Here is a 15,621-nt window from a genome sequence, read left to right as displayed (position 1 = left end):
GCGTGACGGTCGAGGCCTCGCCACTAGCCCGCGAGTGTGCCCACGTCGTCGGCCACCGCAGCCATCCGCCCCTCGAACTGGTGCCCGCCGGACGTATGTCGGCGGACTTGCGCCTGCGGCAACCGAGCCGCGTGCCGGTCCAAGTGGTCGATGGGCACCACCTCGTCGTCGACGCAATGGTGAAGCCAGACCGGGAAGCCGGTCGGCAGCGTGGCGTCCGCAGGCAGCGTGTACTCCGCCTGCCAACCCTCCGACCCCCAGAAAGGCATTGCCAGGAGGACAAGTCCCAGCGGCGGGGTGCCCTGAAACCCATCGGCGAGGTGAAGCAGGGCCATCGACGCCCCGAAGGAATGCCCCACGATGACCAGGTCAGGGGCGAGGGTGTTCCGATGCCGTTCGATTTCGCTGCGCCAGTCCGCGGCCGACATGTCCGCGTCGGGGAATCGGGGCGTCGTAACGGGCAGGCCGAGGCGGGTGTGCAGTTCTTCTGCAAGGGGCAGGTCGTCCTGATAACCGCCGGCTCCATGGACAAAGAGGATCTCCATGCGTTCTCCAGGGATTTCATTGCCGTGCCGGATTTGCGTCGCCTGTTCTTCCAGGCCAGCTTGGCCGTCTGCAAACTCAGAGGTCAAGGGGGTGTGAATGTTGACTAGGGCAAAGCCGCGGCGCCGTGCTGCTCTGATCGCTGCCGCTCTCCTTACAGCACTGACCGGGTGCACGGCAGCGGATGAGCAGCCAGGCCCTCCGGCCGCTACCGGTGTCCCCGGCGCCGCCGCCTCCAGCACCCCGGAAGTCCTCGCCGCCGGCCTCGACGCACCCTGGTCCATCGCCTTCCATGAGGGGATCCCTCTGGTCAGCGAGCGGGACTCCGCACGCGTCCTGGAGATCGACGCCGACGGCAATGTCCGGGAGGCCGGCACCATCGAGGACGCCGGCGGCGGGGGAGAGGGCGGGCTGCTCGGGATCGCCGTGCAGGACGGCTATCTGTACACGTACTTCACTGCGGACGGCGGGAACCGGATCGAGCGCCGCCGGATCACCGGTGCGCCCGGCTCACTCGCACTGGAGGACCCCGAAACCATCCTCGATGGCATCCCCGCCGGGCCGGTCCACAACGGCGGGCGCATCGCGTTCGGCCCCGACGGCTTGCTCTACGCCACGGCGGGCGACGCCGGCAGCCGGGACAGCGCCCAGGACCGGGACTCGCTCGCCGGCAAGATCCTGCGGATGAACCCGGACGGTGGTGTCCCGGAGGACAACCCGTTCCCGGGAACGCTCATCTACAGCTACGGGCACCGCAATCCGCAGGGCATCGCCTGGGACAGCAACGGCGTCCTCTACGCGAGCGAATTCGGGCAGAACACCTGGGATGAACTGAACGTGATCGAGGCCGGCGGGAACTACGGCTGGCCGGAGGTGGAGGGCATCGCCGGGGACAACGACTTCATCGACCCGGTCCAGCAGTGGACCCCCGGGGAAGCGAGTCCCAGCGGCATCGCCGTCGCGGGGACCTCCCTGTACATCGCCAACCTACGCGGAGAACGGCTGCGGGAGGTCCCGCTGGACGATCCCGGTACCTCCACCGAGCAGCTGGCCGGCGCATACGGCCGGCTGCGCGACGTCGTCAATGCTCCGGACGGCAGTGTCTGGATCCTGACCAACAACACCGATGGCCGCGGCAGGCCGGGGCAGGATGACGACCGGATTCTCCGATTGGCAACGGATTAGGCGAGGTTTCTCCGCATCAGCCACCGGGTTTTCCCACCGGACTTCGACGCCGTCTCCACCACGCGCTCGAAGCCGGCGGCCTCGAACAATCCAGTAGTACCGACGAACGCGAGCGGGGAACTGATCCGCCCGCCCCCGGCGTCGATCGGGTAGGCCTCCAGCGCCGGGGCTCCGGCGGACCGGGCATAGTCGACGGCGCCGTCGAGCAGATGCCGGGCCAGCCCCTGCCGGCGGAACTGCGACCGGATAACCAGGCAGACCACGCTCCACACCGGCACGTCGTCGACGGTAGGGATGGTCCGTGAGGACCGCAGCCGGTGGTGGCTGGCTCGAGGGCTCACCGAACACCAGCCTGCAGCCTCACCGTCAACGTACGCGACGACGCCGGGCGGGGTGCCCTCCTCGGCGTACCGTCGCAGCCGGCCCTGCTGTTCGGAGCCTGGCAGGGCTCGGAACTCCGACGTCGGGAGGCGGTAACTGAGGCACCAGCAGGCCTGCGCGCCGGGGTTCCCGGGCGCCAGGACCGCGGCGACGTCGTCGAACCGGTCCGCGGTGGCGGGGTGGACCTCGATCATTTCGCAGTTCCCTTGAGCTGGTGCACTCGATACGCTTTCGCCTCGAATTCCTCGTACCGTAACCTGCCGGCCGGAGTAACGGAAGCAGACCCACCCAGCAGCAGTGCACGGCCCATCGGAACACGGCAGGGAACCGGCCGGCAGGCAGCCACGTCCGGGCGAATTACGGCCTCAGCGAGTGAAAGCAGCAAGCAGTACTTGTAAACCAGTGCCGCGCCGGGCCGGTTACGGGTAGTCTGATACAGCATGTAAGGCAGAAACAGTCATCGGAACCGGATCAGCCAGTTATTTTTGGCTGATCAGTTTTCTTTTTTGGGGAGGAAATTGCACATGGCGGGCGAGAAGTACAGCGCCGAACGGGCGGGCAGCCGACAGGCACCCGGCGCGGAGGACACCACATCCATCAGTCTTCCCCCGATGTCGGATTCCACTTCGGTCGAGCCCAAGCTGACCCCGGACGAGAGGGCGGCCGTTGCGGCTCTGCCTGCGCGGTCGGCCCTGCTGATCGCCCACAGCGGTCCGAATGCCGGTGCACGCTTCCTCCTGGACCAGGACATCACCACCGCCGGCCGGCACCCCAACGCCGACGTTTTCCTTGATGACGTCACGGTTTCGCGCAAGCACGTTGAGTTCCGCCGCACCCCGGAGGGTTTCCGGGTGGTGGACTCCATGAGCCTGAACGGCACGTACGTCAACCATGACCGGGTCGACAGCGTGCTGCTGCGCACCGGCAGCGAAGTGCAGATCGGCAAGTTCCGACTCACTTTTTACGCTGCCCGCCCCGCATCCGCCGGAAACTAGGCTCAGGCCCCGGCGTCGGGCAGATAAGGTAGTAAACATGTCAGCATCACAGCCCGTCAGACGCACCACCGGAACCGAACGGCTGCGCGGCAGGGTGCTGAATATCGGCGAGGTCCTGAGCGAGCTAAGCGCAGAGTTCCCCGCCATCAGCGCGTCCAAGATCCGTTTCCTCGAGGAAAAGGGCCTGGTGACGCCGCAGCGCACCGCCGCCGGGTACCGGAAATACACTTCGGCCGACGTCGAGCGCCTGCGGTTCGTGCTCGCACTGCAGCGGGACCAGTATCTGCCCCTGAAGGTCATCAAGGACTACCTGGATGCCATCGATAGGGGCGAGCGGCCGGAATCCCTGCCCGGGGGCATGTCCCTCGCGCCCCGGGCCGTGTCGGACCAGCTGGCCGGGGAGCTGTCCGCCCGGGCCCACGCCCGGACCCTGACCTTCAACGAACTCGTGCAGGAATCCGGAGCGAGTACCGAACTGGTGCACAGCCTGGCCAGCTACGGCCTGATCAGCGGCGCGGATGAAAACTATGACGAGCATGCACTGAAAGTGGCCAAGGCCTGCGTGCAGCTGGAGGCCCACGGCATCGAGCCCCGGCACCTGCGTCCTTTCCGTGCCGCCGCGGACCGGGAGCTCGGCCTCGTGGAACGGGTGGTTGCACCCGTCGCCTCCCGCCGCGACGTTGCCTCCAAGGCGCGTGCCGCCGAGACCGCCCGCGAGATCAGCGACCTTTGCCTGAGCCTGCACAGTGCCCTGGTGCACGGCCAGATCGCGCGGATGGAGGGCTGAGATGCAGGAAGTGGAAGTTGTCGGTGTACGGATAGAACTCCCGTCCAACCAGCCGCTGGTCCTGCTCAAGGAAGTAAACGGCGAGCGGCACCTGCCCATCTGGATCGGGGCGCCGGAAGCCAGTGCAATTGCCTTCGTGCAGCAGGGGATTGTTCCCCCGCGGCCCATGACCCATGACCTGCTCGTGAACCTGATCCACGCCCTGAAGCGTGAAGTCACCTTCGTCCGGCTGATCTCGGTGGAAGACACGGTGTTCCACGCGGAAATTGTCTTCGAAGACGGCACCGCGGTGAATTCGCGGGCCTCCGACGCGATCGCCGTTGCCCTGCGGATCCCGTGCCCTATCTACTGCGCGGACGAGGTCCTCAACGAAGCCGGCGTCCGGATTGCCGACGCCGAGCCCGAAGGCGAAGAAGAGCAGGACAACGCAGAGCAGGAGATGCGCCAGTTCCGGGAGTTCCTGGCCGACGTCGAGCCCGAAGACTTCGAGCGCTGACCGCCCCTTCGGCCGGAGCCTGCCGACACGCTGGCGAAAAAGTTCCCGGCATCTTTGACCTTGGTGCCCGTCGGTTCTAACGTCGAAGAATAGAGTTCCCATTGCACCGGGGGAGTTCTCGGGGCACACTGAAGAAACCCTGACAGCTCCGGCCAGTGCCGACCCCCACGGGAACCGTTACTAGGAGGCACACGTGAGTCCGAAAGGCGATGCCGGCGAACACGCCGTGGCACCGGGGAGCATCCCTTCCCGGAGCGCCCAGGGCTTGCTGTTCACCGAGGATCTGCCTCTTCTCGACGAAGACGCAGGCTACCGGGGACCCACTGCCTGCAAGGCAGCCGGAATTACCTACCGCCAACTGGATTACTGGGCACGCACGGGCCTGGTGGAACCCGCCGTACGCGGTGCTGCCGGCTCCGGCACGCAGCGCCTCTACGGGTTCCGCGACATCCTGGTTTTGAAAGTCGTCAAGCGGCTGCTGGATACCGGCGTATCACTCCAGCAGATCCGTACCGCCGTTGAGCACCTGCGTGAACGCGGTGTGGAGGACCTGGCGCAGATCACCCTGATGAGCGACGGCGCCAGCGTCTACGAGTGCACGTCCGCCGATGAGGTCATTGATCTGGTCCAGGGCGGCCAGGGCGTTTTCGGCATTGCCGTGGGCCGGGTCTGGCGAGAGGTTGAGGGCAGCCTCGCGCAGCTGCCCAGTGAGCACGTCAATGAGCATGACTTTCCCGGCGACGAGCTGAGCCAGCGCCGTATCGCCCGGAAAATCAGTTAAGGCACACAGCCCGCGCATGCCGGTGAACCTATAAAGGAAGGGCATCCCCTCGGGGATGCCCTTCCTTTATAGGTTTATTGTGCCCTTCGCCGGAGCCTAGGCGACCGGGCGGCGCATGACCCGGTTGCGTACGCTGCCGGAATCCGTCAGGTTCTTCATCAGGGCGTCAAAGGTCGCTGCTGCCTGCTTGGCAGACTCGCCCGGCCAGTGGTGCACGGAGTGGGCGGCACCCTGGATCTGCTGCCAGTTCGCCTGCTCCGCGATGGTGGGACTGAGCAGCAGGTCGCCGAACATCTGCTTCATTTCGGCAAGCCGGAAGACATGTTCGTTGGAACTGGGACGAACCCGGTTGGCGATAATCCCGGCGGCGCCCAGATTGGGGGCGAATTCCGCCCGGAACAGTTCGAGGGCACGCATCGTGCGTTCGGTGCCGGCCACGGAGAACAGTGCCGGCTCGGCTACCAGCAGCACGCGGTTGCTGGCGGTCCAGGCCATCCGGGTGAGGCCGTTCAGCGACGGCGGGCAGTCGATGAGGACCAGTCCGTACCCGGACAGCCGGGACAGCAGGGTGGTCAGGCGCCGAACGTCGCGTTTACCCAGGTCCGGACGGTCATAGATGCCGGAATACGCGGACCCCATGGCAACGTCCAGCACGGGGGAATCCTTCCCGAGTCGGCGGGCGTTCGCCACCCAGCCGCTGGGCACCACATTGTCCGAGAGCTGTGCCCGACGGGAAGTCCGGAGCATCTCGCCGATTGCCAGCTGGTTCCCGGGGCTCACGCCCAGTCCGGTGGTGGCATCGGCATGCGGGTCCAGGTCCACGACGAGCGTCGGAATGCCCGCGGCCAGCGCGGCGGATGCCAAACCCAGGGTCACGGAGGTTTTGCCCACGCCGCCCTTCAGGCTGCTGATGCTCACTACTTGCACTTGTTGAACCAAAACCTATCGTGTCTAGGGATCACTGGACGGCTGCAGACTCATTCTATGTGACGGACAACCGTTACCTTGGCAGCAGGCTTTTGCAGGGGTGGCGCTTAGACTGGTGCCGTGTGATGTTCAACACGGCAGCTTCGGGCTCCGTCCGCCGGCGAGGTCCGGCCTGGGTGTTTCCGCTGACGTCGTGGCTAAAATCCGTAAAAGGCGCATCTTCCCGGGTGCCCCGTCCGTCGACGCAGGAGATTCATGTTCTCGAAGATATTGGTCGCGAACCGAGGCGAAATTGCCATTCGTGCTTTCCGTGCCGCCTATGAACTGGGCGCTAAGACCGTGGCCGTGTTTCCCCATGAGGACCGCAATTCCATCCACCGCCAGAAAGCCGATGAAGCCTATCTGATCGGGGAAGAGGGACATCCGGTCCGGGCGTACCTGGACGTGGACGAAATCGTCCGGGTGGCCAAGGAATCCGGCTGCGACGCCATCTACCCCGGCTACGGCTTCCTGTCCGAAAATGCGCACCTGGCACGGGCTGCCGCCGACGCCGGCATCACCTTCGTGGGCCCGCCCGCCGACATCCTCGAGCTGGCCGGCCACAAGGTCCACGCCCTGAACGCCGCCCGGAAGGCCGGCATCCCGGTGCTGCGCTCCACCGAGCCCAGCGACAACGTGGAAAAGCTGCTCAGCGAGGCAGCGGACATCGGCTTCCCCATCTTCGTCAAGGCCGTGGCCGGCGGCGGTGGCCGGGGCATGCGGCGGGTCGACACGGCGGACAAGCTGCCCGAGGCGCTGCAGGCAGCCATGCGCGAGGCCGAGGCGGCCTTCGGCGATGCCACGGTGTTCCTGGAGCAGGCGGTCCTGCGCCCCCGGCACATCGAAGTGCAGATCCTGGCCGACGCTGACGGCAACATCGTTCACCTGTTCGAGCGCGACTGCTCGCTGCAGCGCCGCCACCAGAAAGTGGTGGAGATAGCCCCGGCTCCCAACCTGGATGAGAACATCCGCCAGGCCCTGTACCGGGACGCGGTCAAGTTCGCCAAGGCCCTGGGCTACGTCAACGCCGGAACGGTGGAGTTCCTCGTTGACACCGTCGGAGAACGCGCCGGACAGCACGTCTTCATCGAAATGAACCCCCGCGTCCAGGTGGAGCACACGGTTACCGAGGAAATCACCGACGTGGACATTGTCCAGTCCCAGCTCCGGATCGCAGCCGGGGAAACGCTGGCGGACCTGGGCCTGCAGCAGGATGAACTGCAGATCCGCGGTGCCGCCCTCCAGTGCCGCATCACCACCGAGGATCCGAGCAACGGGTTCCGGCCCGACGTCGGCCGCATCACCGCTTACCGTTCCGCCGGCGGTGCGGGTGTGCGGCTCGACGGCGGCACCGTCTACGCAGGCGCCGAGATCAGCCCGCACTTCGACTCGATGCTCGTGAAGCTGACCTGCCGGGGCCGCACCTATCCCATCGCCGTCAACCGGGCCCGCCGGGCGCTGGCCGAGTTCCGCATCCGCGGCGTCGCCACCAACATCGCCTTCCTGCAGGCCGTCCTGGATGATCCGGACTTCGTGGCCGGAGACGTAGCCACCTCCTTCATCGAGGAACGACCCGAACTGCTCAATGCCCGCGGCTCAGCCGACCGCGGCACCAAGCTGCTCAACTGGCTCGCCGACGTTACGGTCAACAAGCCGTACGGCGACCCTGTCGCGCACACCAACCCGGCGGAGAAGCTTCCCGGCGGCCTGCCCGAAGCCGTGCCGGGCTCACGGCAGCGGCTCCTGGAACTGGGCCCCGAGGGTTTCGCGGCGGACCTGCGGCAGCGGACCGCACTGGCCGTCACGGACACCACCTTCCGCGATGCCCACCAGTCGCTGCTGGCAACCCGGGTCCGGACCCGGGACCTGGTCGCGGCGGCACCTGCGGTGTCCGCCCTGACTCCGGAGCTGCTGTCCGTGGAAGCCTGGGGCGGTGCCACCTACGACGTCGCCCTGCGTTTCCTGGGCGAAGATCCGTGGGAACGGCTCGCCTCCCTGCGGCACCAGCTGCCCAACATCTGCATCCAGATGCTGCTCCGCGGACGGAATACGGTTGGCTACACGCCGTATCCCACCGAAGTCACCGAAGCGTTCGTGGAGGAAGCCGCCGCCACCGGTGTGGACATCTTCCGCATTTTCGACGCCCTGAACGATGTGTCGCAGATGGAGCCCGCCATCCGGGCCGTCCGCAAGACGGGCACCGCCGTGGCCGAGGTGGCGCTCTGCTACACCGGCGACATGCTGAACCCTAATGAGGACCTCTACACGCTGGACTACTACCTGGACCTGGCACAGAAGATGGTGGACGCAGGCGCCCACATTCTGGCCATCAAGGACATGGCCGGACTGCTGCGCCCCGCCGCGGCCGCCAAGCTGGTCGCGGCGCTGCGGGAGCGCTTCGACCTGCCCGTCCACCTCCACACGCACGACACCGCAGGCGGCCAGCTGGCCACCCTGCTCGCGGCCGCGGAGGCGGGAGTCGACGCCGTGGACGTCGCCAGTGCCCCGTTGGCCGGCACCACCAGCCAGCCGTCCATGTCCTCGCTGGTCGCCGCGCTGACCAACACCGAGCGGGACACCGGGATCAGCCTGGATGCCGTGGGTGCCCTCGAGCCGTACTGGGAGGCCGTGCGGCGTGTGTACGCTCCCTTCGAATCCGGGCTGGCCGGTCCGACCGGACGCGTGTACCGCCACGAAATCCCCGGCGGCCAGCTCTCCAACCTGCGCCAGCAGGCGATTGCCCTGGGGCTGGGGGAGCGCTTCGAAGCCATCGAAGACATGTACACCGCCGCCGACCGGATCCTGGGCCGCCTGGTCAAGGTCACGCCGTCGTCCAAGGTTGTCGGTGACCTCGCGCTTCAGCTGGTGGGTTCCAACGTCTCCCCGGAGGACTTCGAGGAGAACCCGCAGAACTACGACATCCCGGATTCGGTCATCGGCTTCCTCAGCGGCGAACTCGGAGACCCGCCCGGAGGCTGGCCCGAACCCTTCCGGACCAAGGCCCTGCAGGGACGCGAGATCAAGCCCCGCCACGTCGACCTGACGGAGGTGGACAAGGCAGGCCTGCACGCAGACTCCGCCACCCGGCAGGAAACCCTGAACCGCCTGCTCTTCGCAGGCCCGGCCAAGGAGTTTGCCACTGTCCGGGAAACCTACGGAGACGTCTCGGTCCTCGAAACCCGCGATTACCTTTACGGGCTGCGCCGCGGCGAAGAGCACGTCATTGAACTGGAAAAGGGTGTGCGCCTGATCGCGGCACTGGACGCAGTGTCCGAACCGGATGAAAAGGGCATGCGCACGGTCATGACGACCCTGAACGGGCAGATGCGGCCCGTCTCGGTCCGGGACCGCAGCATTGAAAGCACTACCAAGACGGCGGAACGGGCCGATCCGGCCGAGCCCGGGCACGTTGCGGCTCCGTTCGCCGGAGCTGTCACCGTCACGGCCAAGGAAGGGGCGGAGGTGGCCGCCGGCGAGACCGTGGCGACTATCGAAGCCATGAAGATGGAGGCCTCCATTACGGCTCCGGTTGCCGGCACGGTAGAACGGGTCGCCATCTCCCGGGTGGAACAGGTCCAGGGCGGAGACCTGCTCCTGGTCATTGCTCCGAAGTGAACCCCGAGTGGTGGCGGAAGCCGAACTGCATAGACTGAAGAGCGTGACTCACTTCGATTTGGCAATCATCGGCTCCGGCTCCGGCAACTCGCTCATCACCCCGGACTGGGACGGCAAGAAGGTAGCGATCATCGACGGAGGCACGTTCGGAGGAACGTGCCTCAATGTCGGCTGCATTCCCACCAAGATGTTCGTGTATCCGGCCCAGCTGGCCGCCGCCGCCGTCGACGGCGCCCGGCTGGGCGTGGACTCGGTGTCCGCGGGGGTGCGGTGGCGGGATATCCGGGACCGGATCTTCGCGCGGATTGACGCCATCTCCGACGGCGGGCGCCGCTACCGGGACGAGGAGCTCGAGAACGTCACCCTCTACAGCGAATACGTCCGCTTCGTCTCTCCGCACGCCCTGGTGACCGCGTCGGGGGAAAAGATTACGGCCGGCCAGATTGTCGTGGCCGCAGGCTCCCGTCCGGTCCTGCCGGATGTCCCGGGGATGGACCTGCCGCAGGTCCACACCTCGGACACGGTGATGCGCATCGACGATCTGCCGGCCCGGGTGCTGATCATCGGAGGCGGATACATCGCCGCGGAGTTCGGGTTCGTTTTCTCCGCTTTCGGTTCGGACGTCACCGTGGCCGTGCGGTCGGGTGCGCTGCTTCGTTCCCTGGACGCCACGGTGTCCGAGCGCTTCACCGCGGAGGCGTCCAAGCAGTGGAACCTGCAGCTGAACACCACCGTGGACTCACTGGTGGAAAACGCGGACGGGTCGGTGCACGCCGTGCTCTCCGGTCCCGCCGGCGAATCGGCACTGGACGTGGACCTGGTGCTTGTGGCCACCGGCCGGACACCCAACACCGACCGGCTGGACGTCGCTGCGGCCGGGTTCGACGTCACCGGGGACCGGCGCCTGGCGGTGGACAGCTACGGACGTGTGCTGGCATCCGGTGCGCCCGTGCCGGGGATCTGGGCGCTGGGCGACGTCAGCAGCCCCTACCAGCTCAAGCATGTGGCCAACCATGAGGCCCGCGTAGTAGCGCACAACCTGGTCCACCCCGGGGATCTGCGTGCCATGGACCACCGCTTCGTTCCGGCGGCCGTGTTCAGCAGCCCGCAGATCGCCAGCGTGGGGATGACCGAGGACGAGGCCCTGGCGGACACGGAAGCCCGCGGCGTCGAACTGGCTCTTGCGGTCCAGGAATACGGGTCGACGGCGTACGGCTGGGCCATGGAGGACTCGACCGGTTTTGTAAAGCTGCTGGCGGAGAAGGAAAGCGGCCGGCTGCTCGGCGCGCACATCATGGGCCATGAGGCGTCCATGCTGATCCAGCCGCTGGTGCAGGCAATGGAATTCGGGCTGGACGCAGCCACGATGGCCCGCGGGCAGTACTGGATCCACCCGGCGCTGACCGAAGTGGTGGAAAACGCGCTGCTCTCGCTGAACACAAAGGAAAAGCCGGGCCCGAACCGCCTCTAGTCGAGACGGCTCCGGCCCGGCAGGGTGCGGGCGTCAGACGCGCTGGCCGCTGTAGATATCGTCGATGACGTCCGAGAAGTCCCGCAGGACCTGGGCGCGCTTGATCTTCATCGACGGCGTCAGGTGTCCGCTGGACTCGGTGAAGTCCGTCGGGACCACGCGGAACTTCTTGATGGCCTCGGCGGAGGAGACCTTTTTGTTGGCGCGGTCCACCAGGGCCTGCAGCTCGTTCTGCAGCTCATCGGTTTTGGCAACTTCGGTCACCGTCATGGTGGCCGGCAGCTTGTGGCGTCCCAGCCACCCGGGCAGGGCCTCCTCGTCCAACGTGATCAGGGCCGAAATGAACGGCTTCGCATCCCCGACGACAACGCACTGGGACACAATCGAATCGGCACGGATGGAATCCTCCAGGTGCGACGGGACCACGTTCTTGCCCCCGGCCGTGATGATGATTTCCTTTTTCCGGCCGGTGATCTTCAGGAAGCCGTCGGCGTCGAGTTCACCGATGTCGCCGGTATGGAACCAGCCGTCCGTGAAGGTTTCACCCATCAGCTCGGGGCGGTTGTAGTAGCCCTTCATGACACTGATGCCCTTGGCCAGGATCTCGCCGTCGTCGGCGATCTTCACACTGTTGCCGGGAAGGGGTGCGCCCACCGTGCCCAGCTTGACCAGCTGCGGGGTGTTGGTGGTCAGCGGTGCGGTGGTTTCGGTCAGGCCGTAGCCTTCCAGCACCAGCAGGCCGATGCCGTGGAAGAAGTGCCCCAGCCGTTCGCCCAGGGGAGCTCCGCCGGACACGGCGTATTCCACCTTGCCGCCCATCGCCTCGCGGATTTTGCCGTACAGCAGGCGGTCGAAGAGTGCGTGCCGAAGGGTCAGGCTCAGAGGCACCTTCCCCTCCTGCTTTGCCTTCGACCAGGCCACTGCGGTGGCCACGCCGGCATGGAAGATCTTGCCCTTTCCGCCGTCCTCGGCCTTCAGCATGGAGGCGTTGAAGACCTTCTCCAGCACGCGCGGGACCACCAGGATGAAGCTGGGCTTGAAGCTCTGCAGATCCGGGAGAAGGTTCTTGACGTCGGGGGTGTGCGCGACGGTGGCGCCGGTGGCCACGCAGAGCACGGAGATGAACCGGGCAAGGACGTGCGCTAGCGGCAGGAACATGATGGTCTGCGAGCCTTCGGTCGCCACCTCGGGCTCCGCCAGCTCGGAGTTGCGCGACACGTCGACGAAGTTGGCGTGGGTGAGTTCGCAGCCCTTCGGCTTGCCCGTGGTGCCGGAGGTATAGATGATGGTCGCCAGGTCCGCCATCTGCGCGGTTGAGCGCCGTTTCTCGAGATCTTCATCACTCACCGAGGCACCCTCGGTACGCAGCGCATCCAGTCCGCCGCCGTCGATCTGCCAGACATTGGCGACCATGGAAAGGTCCTCATCGGCCGCCGCCGTGCGGACAATGTTCTCGTGTCTGGCAGCCTCCACCACAATGCCGACGGCACCGGAATCACTGAGGATCCAGGCGACCTGCGAGGGGGAGGAGGTTTCATAGACCGGGACCGGAACGGCTCCGGCGAACCAGAGGGCAAAGTCCACGAGGGTCCACTCGTACCGGGTCCGGGACATGATGGCCACACGGTCGCCTGCCTTGATACCGCTGGCCATAAAGCCCTTTGCCAGCGCCCGGACGTCCTTGGTGAATTCCGTGGCACTGATCCGCTGCCATTCGCCCTGGCCGTTCCGGACGGCAAAGAGAGCGGGGTTGCTTGGCTTGGCTGCCTGATCGAGCAGCATGTTGGTGATGTTCGTCTGCGGCGGGGACTCCGCTAGGACGGGAACACTGAATTCTCGCACGATAGCTCCTTTGATATCCGTTACGCCCGTAGGCACTGTTCAGCCTATAACCTAGATCACATTTTCATACCCGTCGGTAACCTTGCGGATCGATAACGAACGCGTCGCTGCTCTTGCCGTTTCCCTAGAATAGGTTTCTGATGCGTCCAGTTACCCCAGCACCCGTTCCCCGATCCCTTTCCACCCCGCTCCAACGCCGGCAAGCGGAGCCGTTCCGGACCCGCAGGCCCATGCGGCTGCCCAACCGGATGCGGCGGCGGGGCCTGGCCATCGGCATCGATATCGGCGGGACCAAAGTCGCCGCCGGGCTGGTCGACGGCGACGGCCGGGTCCTGAAGCAGGCACGCCGTTCGACGCCCGGCCAGGATCCGCGCGAAGTCGAAGCAGTCATCGTGGACCTGGTCCGGGAACTGTCCGCCGATCACCACGTGTGGTCCGTGGGAATCGGCGCGGCCGGGTGGATGGACCTCGCCGGCAGCACGGTCTTGTTCAGCCCCCATCTGGCCTGGCGCAACGAGCCGCTGCGCGAGAACCTGGAGCGGCTGCTGCGCCGCCGGGTCTTCCTGGTCAACGACGCCGACGGCGCCGCCTGGGCCGAATACCGGTTCGGAGCCGGCGCGGGGGAGAGCAGGATGGTCTGCGTCACCCTGGGCACCGGAATCGGCGGGGCGATGGTGCTCGACGGCCGCCTCGAACGCGGCCGGTACGGTGTGGCGGGCGAGTTCGGCCACCAGATCATCATGCCCGGCGGGCACCGCTGCGAATGCGGCAACCGCGGCTGCTGGGAACAGTACGCCTCGGGCAACGCCCTGGGCCGGGAGGCCCGGGAGCTGGCGGCGGCAAACTCGCCGGTGGCCTCGGAACTGCTCCGGGCGGTGGACGGCGATGCGAATCAGGTGACCGGTGCCGTCGTTACCCGCCTCGCCCTCGAGGGCGATCCGGCCTGCGTGGAACTGCTGGATGAGGTGGGGCAGTGGCTGGGGCTGGGGCTGGCCAACCTGGCCGCGGCCCTTGACCCGGGGATGTTCGTCATCGGCGGCGGGCTCAGCGATGCCGGTGACCTGCTGCTGGAACCTGCCCGGCGGTCCTTTGCCCGGAACCTCACCGGACGCGGTTTCCGCCCGGCGGCCGGGATGGAGCGTTCCGCCCTGGGTCCTGCGGCGGGAATGATCGGCGCCGCCGACCTGTCCCGGATCGCCGCACGCCGCTGAGCCGCGGCGTCCCGTTGCGGGAAGGCCGGCCCTAGACGGCGGCGCCGTCGTCGCCCTCATCACGGTGCTGGGGTAGTCGGAAAAGCAGGTAGCCGGCCGATCCGGCAAAGACCGCAATGGTTCCCAGGATGACGGCCAGGGGTGCATCGCGCCAGAACATGGCGAACACCAGGAGCAGCAGCGGCCCGGCCAGTGTACCCAGCCAGCTGAGCACCACCAGCGGTTCGCCCATGCCGAGGGGAGGAGGTTCCGGCGGGACAAAACCGCCGTCGTCGTCCCCGTCATCCTCCGCGGTATAGTCCCGCGGTCCCGCCGCTGCCAGCGGCTGGTTCCGGAAGATCGCCCGCGTTCGTTCGGCCGGAGAGGGTTCGGCCGGAGACGGTGCCGCCGGTTCAGGGGACGGTCCGGTCTTTCCGGTGTCCCGGCCGCCGGATCCGTCCGCGGATCCGTCCGGAGCGCCCGGCGGGTCCGGCTCGGGCTGCACGGGATAGGCGGCGTCCATGTGCTCCAGCCGGGCCACCAGATCCAGCCAGACTTCCTCGTCCGTTGACTTGTTGTGGTCCGGCTCGCGTTCGCTCATGCCCGGACCCCGGAGCTGACGTGTTGGATGAACTCGTGCGACCGTTCAAAGATGAGCGGGGCATCGTGGTCCATGGTGGCCACGTGGTAGCTGTTCTCCAGCGGTACCACCTCAAGTTCCGCGTTCAGCAGGCGGCGGCGGAGCACCTCCATGCTCGACTCCGGCACCACCGCATCCACCCGTGAACGGAAGGCCAGTACGGGGGCGGTAACAGCCGGCAGCGAGGCGGCAGTATCGCGGAAAAGCTGCCGCAGCTGGTGCACGGCACCCACCGGCGTCCGGGGGTACGCGCCTTCATCCTGCCCTGGAAGCCGGATGTCGTTGCCGATGGCGGGGACCGATTTCAGGAAGTACTTGAGCACGCCCGAATAACGGGCCCGGGGGTCGCCGAACGTCAGGCCGGGGTTAACGACGGCGACGCCGGCCACTGGCTGGCGTGCTGCCAGCCGCAGCGCCAGGGCACCGCCCATGGAAAGACCGCCGGACACAACACAGCTTGTCCGCTCCCGCAGGGTGAAATAGGCGCTTTCGTATTCCTCGTACCAGCGCTGCCACGGCGTCCGTTGCAGCTCCTGCCAGCTGGTGCCGTGCCCCGGCAGCAGCGGCAGGCTCACGGCGTAGCCGCGGTCCGCGAGGTAACGGGCCCAAGCCGCCAGGCTCACCGGGGAGCCGGTGAATCCGTGGCTGAGGAGCACGCCTACGCCCGCGTTGGCGCCGTGCCCCTCGGAGGTGAAGGAAGCAGCGCCGGGGAGGGAAGTCATGTGTCTA

14 protein-coding genes are annotated in these 15,621 nt (G+C 66.9%); 8 read left to right on the top strand and 6 right to left on the bottom strand.

The window, feature by feature from the left end; all coding sequences use genetic code 11:
* Window positions 1-23: 23 nt before the first annotated feature.
* Entirely contained in the window at window positions 24-545 is a 522-nt protein-coding gene (locus NNX37_RS11325) for an alpha/beta hydrolase (RefSeq protein WP_255792771.1), read from the bottom strand.
* Window positions 546-642: 97 nt separating this feature from the next.
* Here NNX37_RS11325 and NNX37_RS11320 point away from each other — a divergent pair, with 97 nt between their 5' ends.
* On the top strand, window positions 643-1,728 hold the full coding sequence (locus NNX37_RS11320) for a PQQ-dependent sugar dehydrogenase (RefSeq protein WP_255792770.1): 1,086 nt from the start codon (window positions 643-645) through the stop codon (window positions 1,726-1,728).
* Here NNX37_RS11320 and NNX37_RS11315 read toward each other — a convergent pair.
* Window positions 1,725-2,303: a GNAT family N-acetyltransferase gene (locus tag NNX37_RS11315; RefSeq protein ID WP_255792769.1), complete on the bottom strand. Its 579-nt coding sequence runs from the start codon at window positions 2,301-2,303 to the stop codon at window positions 1,725-1,727. The two genes, NNX37_RS11320 and NNX37_RS11315, sit on opposite strands and share 4 nt — an antisense overlap.
* A 330-nt stretch (window positions 2,304-2,633) precedes the next feature.
* On the opposite strand from NNX37_RS11315, the gene NNX37_RS11310 reads away from it, so the two are divergent.
* The 4 genes from NNX37_RS11310 (at window position 2,634) to NNX37_RS11295 (ending at window position 5,168) form a co-directional block, all read left to right on the top strand.
* Complete coding sequence (locus NNX37_RS11310) at window positions 2,634-3,104, top strand: FHA domain-containing protein (RefSeq protein WP_255792767.1); 471 nt, start codon at window positions 2,634-2,636, stop codon at window positions 3,102-3,104.
* Window positions 3,105-3,141: 37 nt separating this feature from the next.
* Window positions 3,142-3,891 (top strand): transcriptional regulator FtsR, encoded by a 750-nt coding sequence (ftsR, locus tag NNX37_RS11305; protein ID WP_255792766.1) that lies wholly within the window; start codon window positions 3,142-3,144, stop codon window positions 3,889-3,891.
* A 1-nt stretch (window position 3,892) separates the two neighbouring features.
* Entirely contained in the window at window positions 3,893-4,387 is a 495-nt protein-coding gene (locus tag NNX37_RS11300) for a bifunctional nuclease family protein (RefSeq protein ID WP_255792765.1), read from the top strand.
* Between the two features lie 193 nt (window positions 4,388-4,580).
* On the top strand, window positions 4,581-5,168 hold the full coding sequence (locus NNX37_RS11295; RefSeq protein WP_308206313.1) for a MerR family transcriptional regulator: 588 nt from the start codon (window positions 4,581-4,583) through the stop codon (window positions 5,166-5,168).
* 96 nt (window positions 5,169-5,264) lie between these two features.
* Here the strand turns inward: NNX37_RS11295 and NNX37_RS11290 are convergent, their stop codons facing one another.
* Entirely contained in the window at window positions 5,265-6,095 is an 831-nt protein-coding gene (locus NNX37_RS11290) for a ParA family protein (RefSeq protein ID WP_255792764.1), read from the bottom strand.
* A 255-nt stretch (window positions 6,096-6,350) separates the two neighbouring features.
* Here NNX37_RS11290 and NNX37_RS11285 point away from each other — a divergent pair, with 255 nt between their 5' ends.
* Both NNX37_RS11285 and NNX37_RS11280 read left to right on the top strand, forming a co-directional pair.
* The gene (locus NNX37_RS11285; protein WP_255792763.1) at window positions 6,351-9,749 is read left to right on the top strand and encodes a pyruvate carboxylase; all 3,399 of its coding nucleotides are present in this window, start codon (window positions 6,351-6,353) and stop codon (window positions 9,747-9,749) included.
* Window positions 9,750-9,792: 43 nt separating this feature from the next.
* A complete protein-coding gene (locus NNX37_RS11280) occupies window positions 9,793-11,220 on the top strand; it encodes a mycothione reductase (protein WP_255792762.1) in 1,428 nt (475 codons plus the stop codon).
* Window positions 11,221-11,253: 33 nt separating this feature from the next.
* On the opposite strand, the gene NNX37_RS11275 is transcribed toward NNX37_RS11280, so the two are convergent.
* Window positions 11,254-13,062, bottom strand: a complete 1,809-nt coding sequence (locus tag NNX37_RS11275) for an AMP-dependent synthetase/ligase (RefSeq protein ID WP_255792761.1) — start codon at window positions 13,060-13,062, stop codon at window positions 11,254-11,256.
* A 230-nt stretch (window positions 13,063-13,292) separates the two neighbouring features.
* Here NNX37_RS11275 and NNX37_RS11270 point away from each other — a divergent pair, with 230 nt between their 5' ends.
* On the top strand, window positions 13,293-14,273 hold the full coding sequence (locus NNX37_RS11270) for an ROK family glucokinase (protein ID WP_255792759.1): 981 nt from the start codon (window positions 13,293-13,295) through the stop codon (window positions 14,271-14,273).
* A gap of 31 nt (window positions 14,274-14,304) precedes the next feature.
* On the opposite strand, the gene NNX37_RS11265 is transcribed toward NNX37_RS11270, so the two are convergent.
* Window positions 14,305-14,853, bottom strand: coding sequence for a hypothetical protein (locus tag NNX37_RS11265; protein ID WP_255792758.1), 549 nt, complete (start codon window positions 14,851-14,853; stop codon window positions 14,305-14,307).
* Complete coding sequence (locus NNX37_RS11260; RefSeq protein ID WP_255792757.1) at window positions 14,850-15,614, bottom strand: alpha/beta hydrolase; 765 nt, start codon at window positions 15,612-15,614, stop codon at window positions 14,850-14,852. Before NNX37_RS11260 ends, NNX37_RS11265 begins: the two co-directional genes overlap by 4 nt.
* Between the last annotated feature and the right edge of the window lie 7 nt (window positions 15,615-15,621).

The sequence above is a fragment of the Arthrobacter zhaoxinii genome (assembly GCF_024385505.1).
Classification (GTDB): Bacteria; Actinomycetota; Actinomycetes; order Actinomycetales; family Micrococcaceae; genus Arthrobacter_B; species Arthrobacter_B zhaoxinii.
This window is presented reverse-complemented; position numbering and strand designations above follow the sequence as displayed.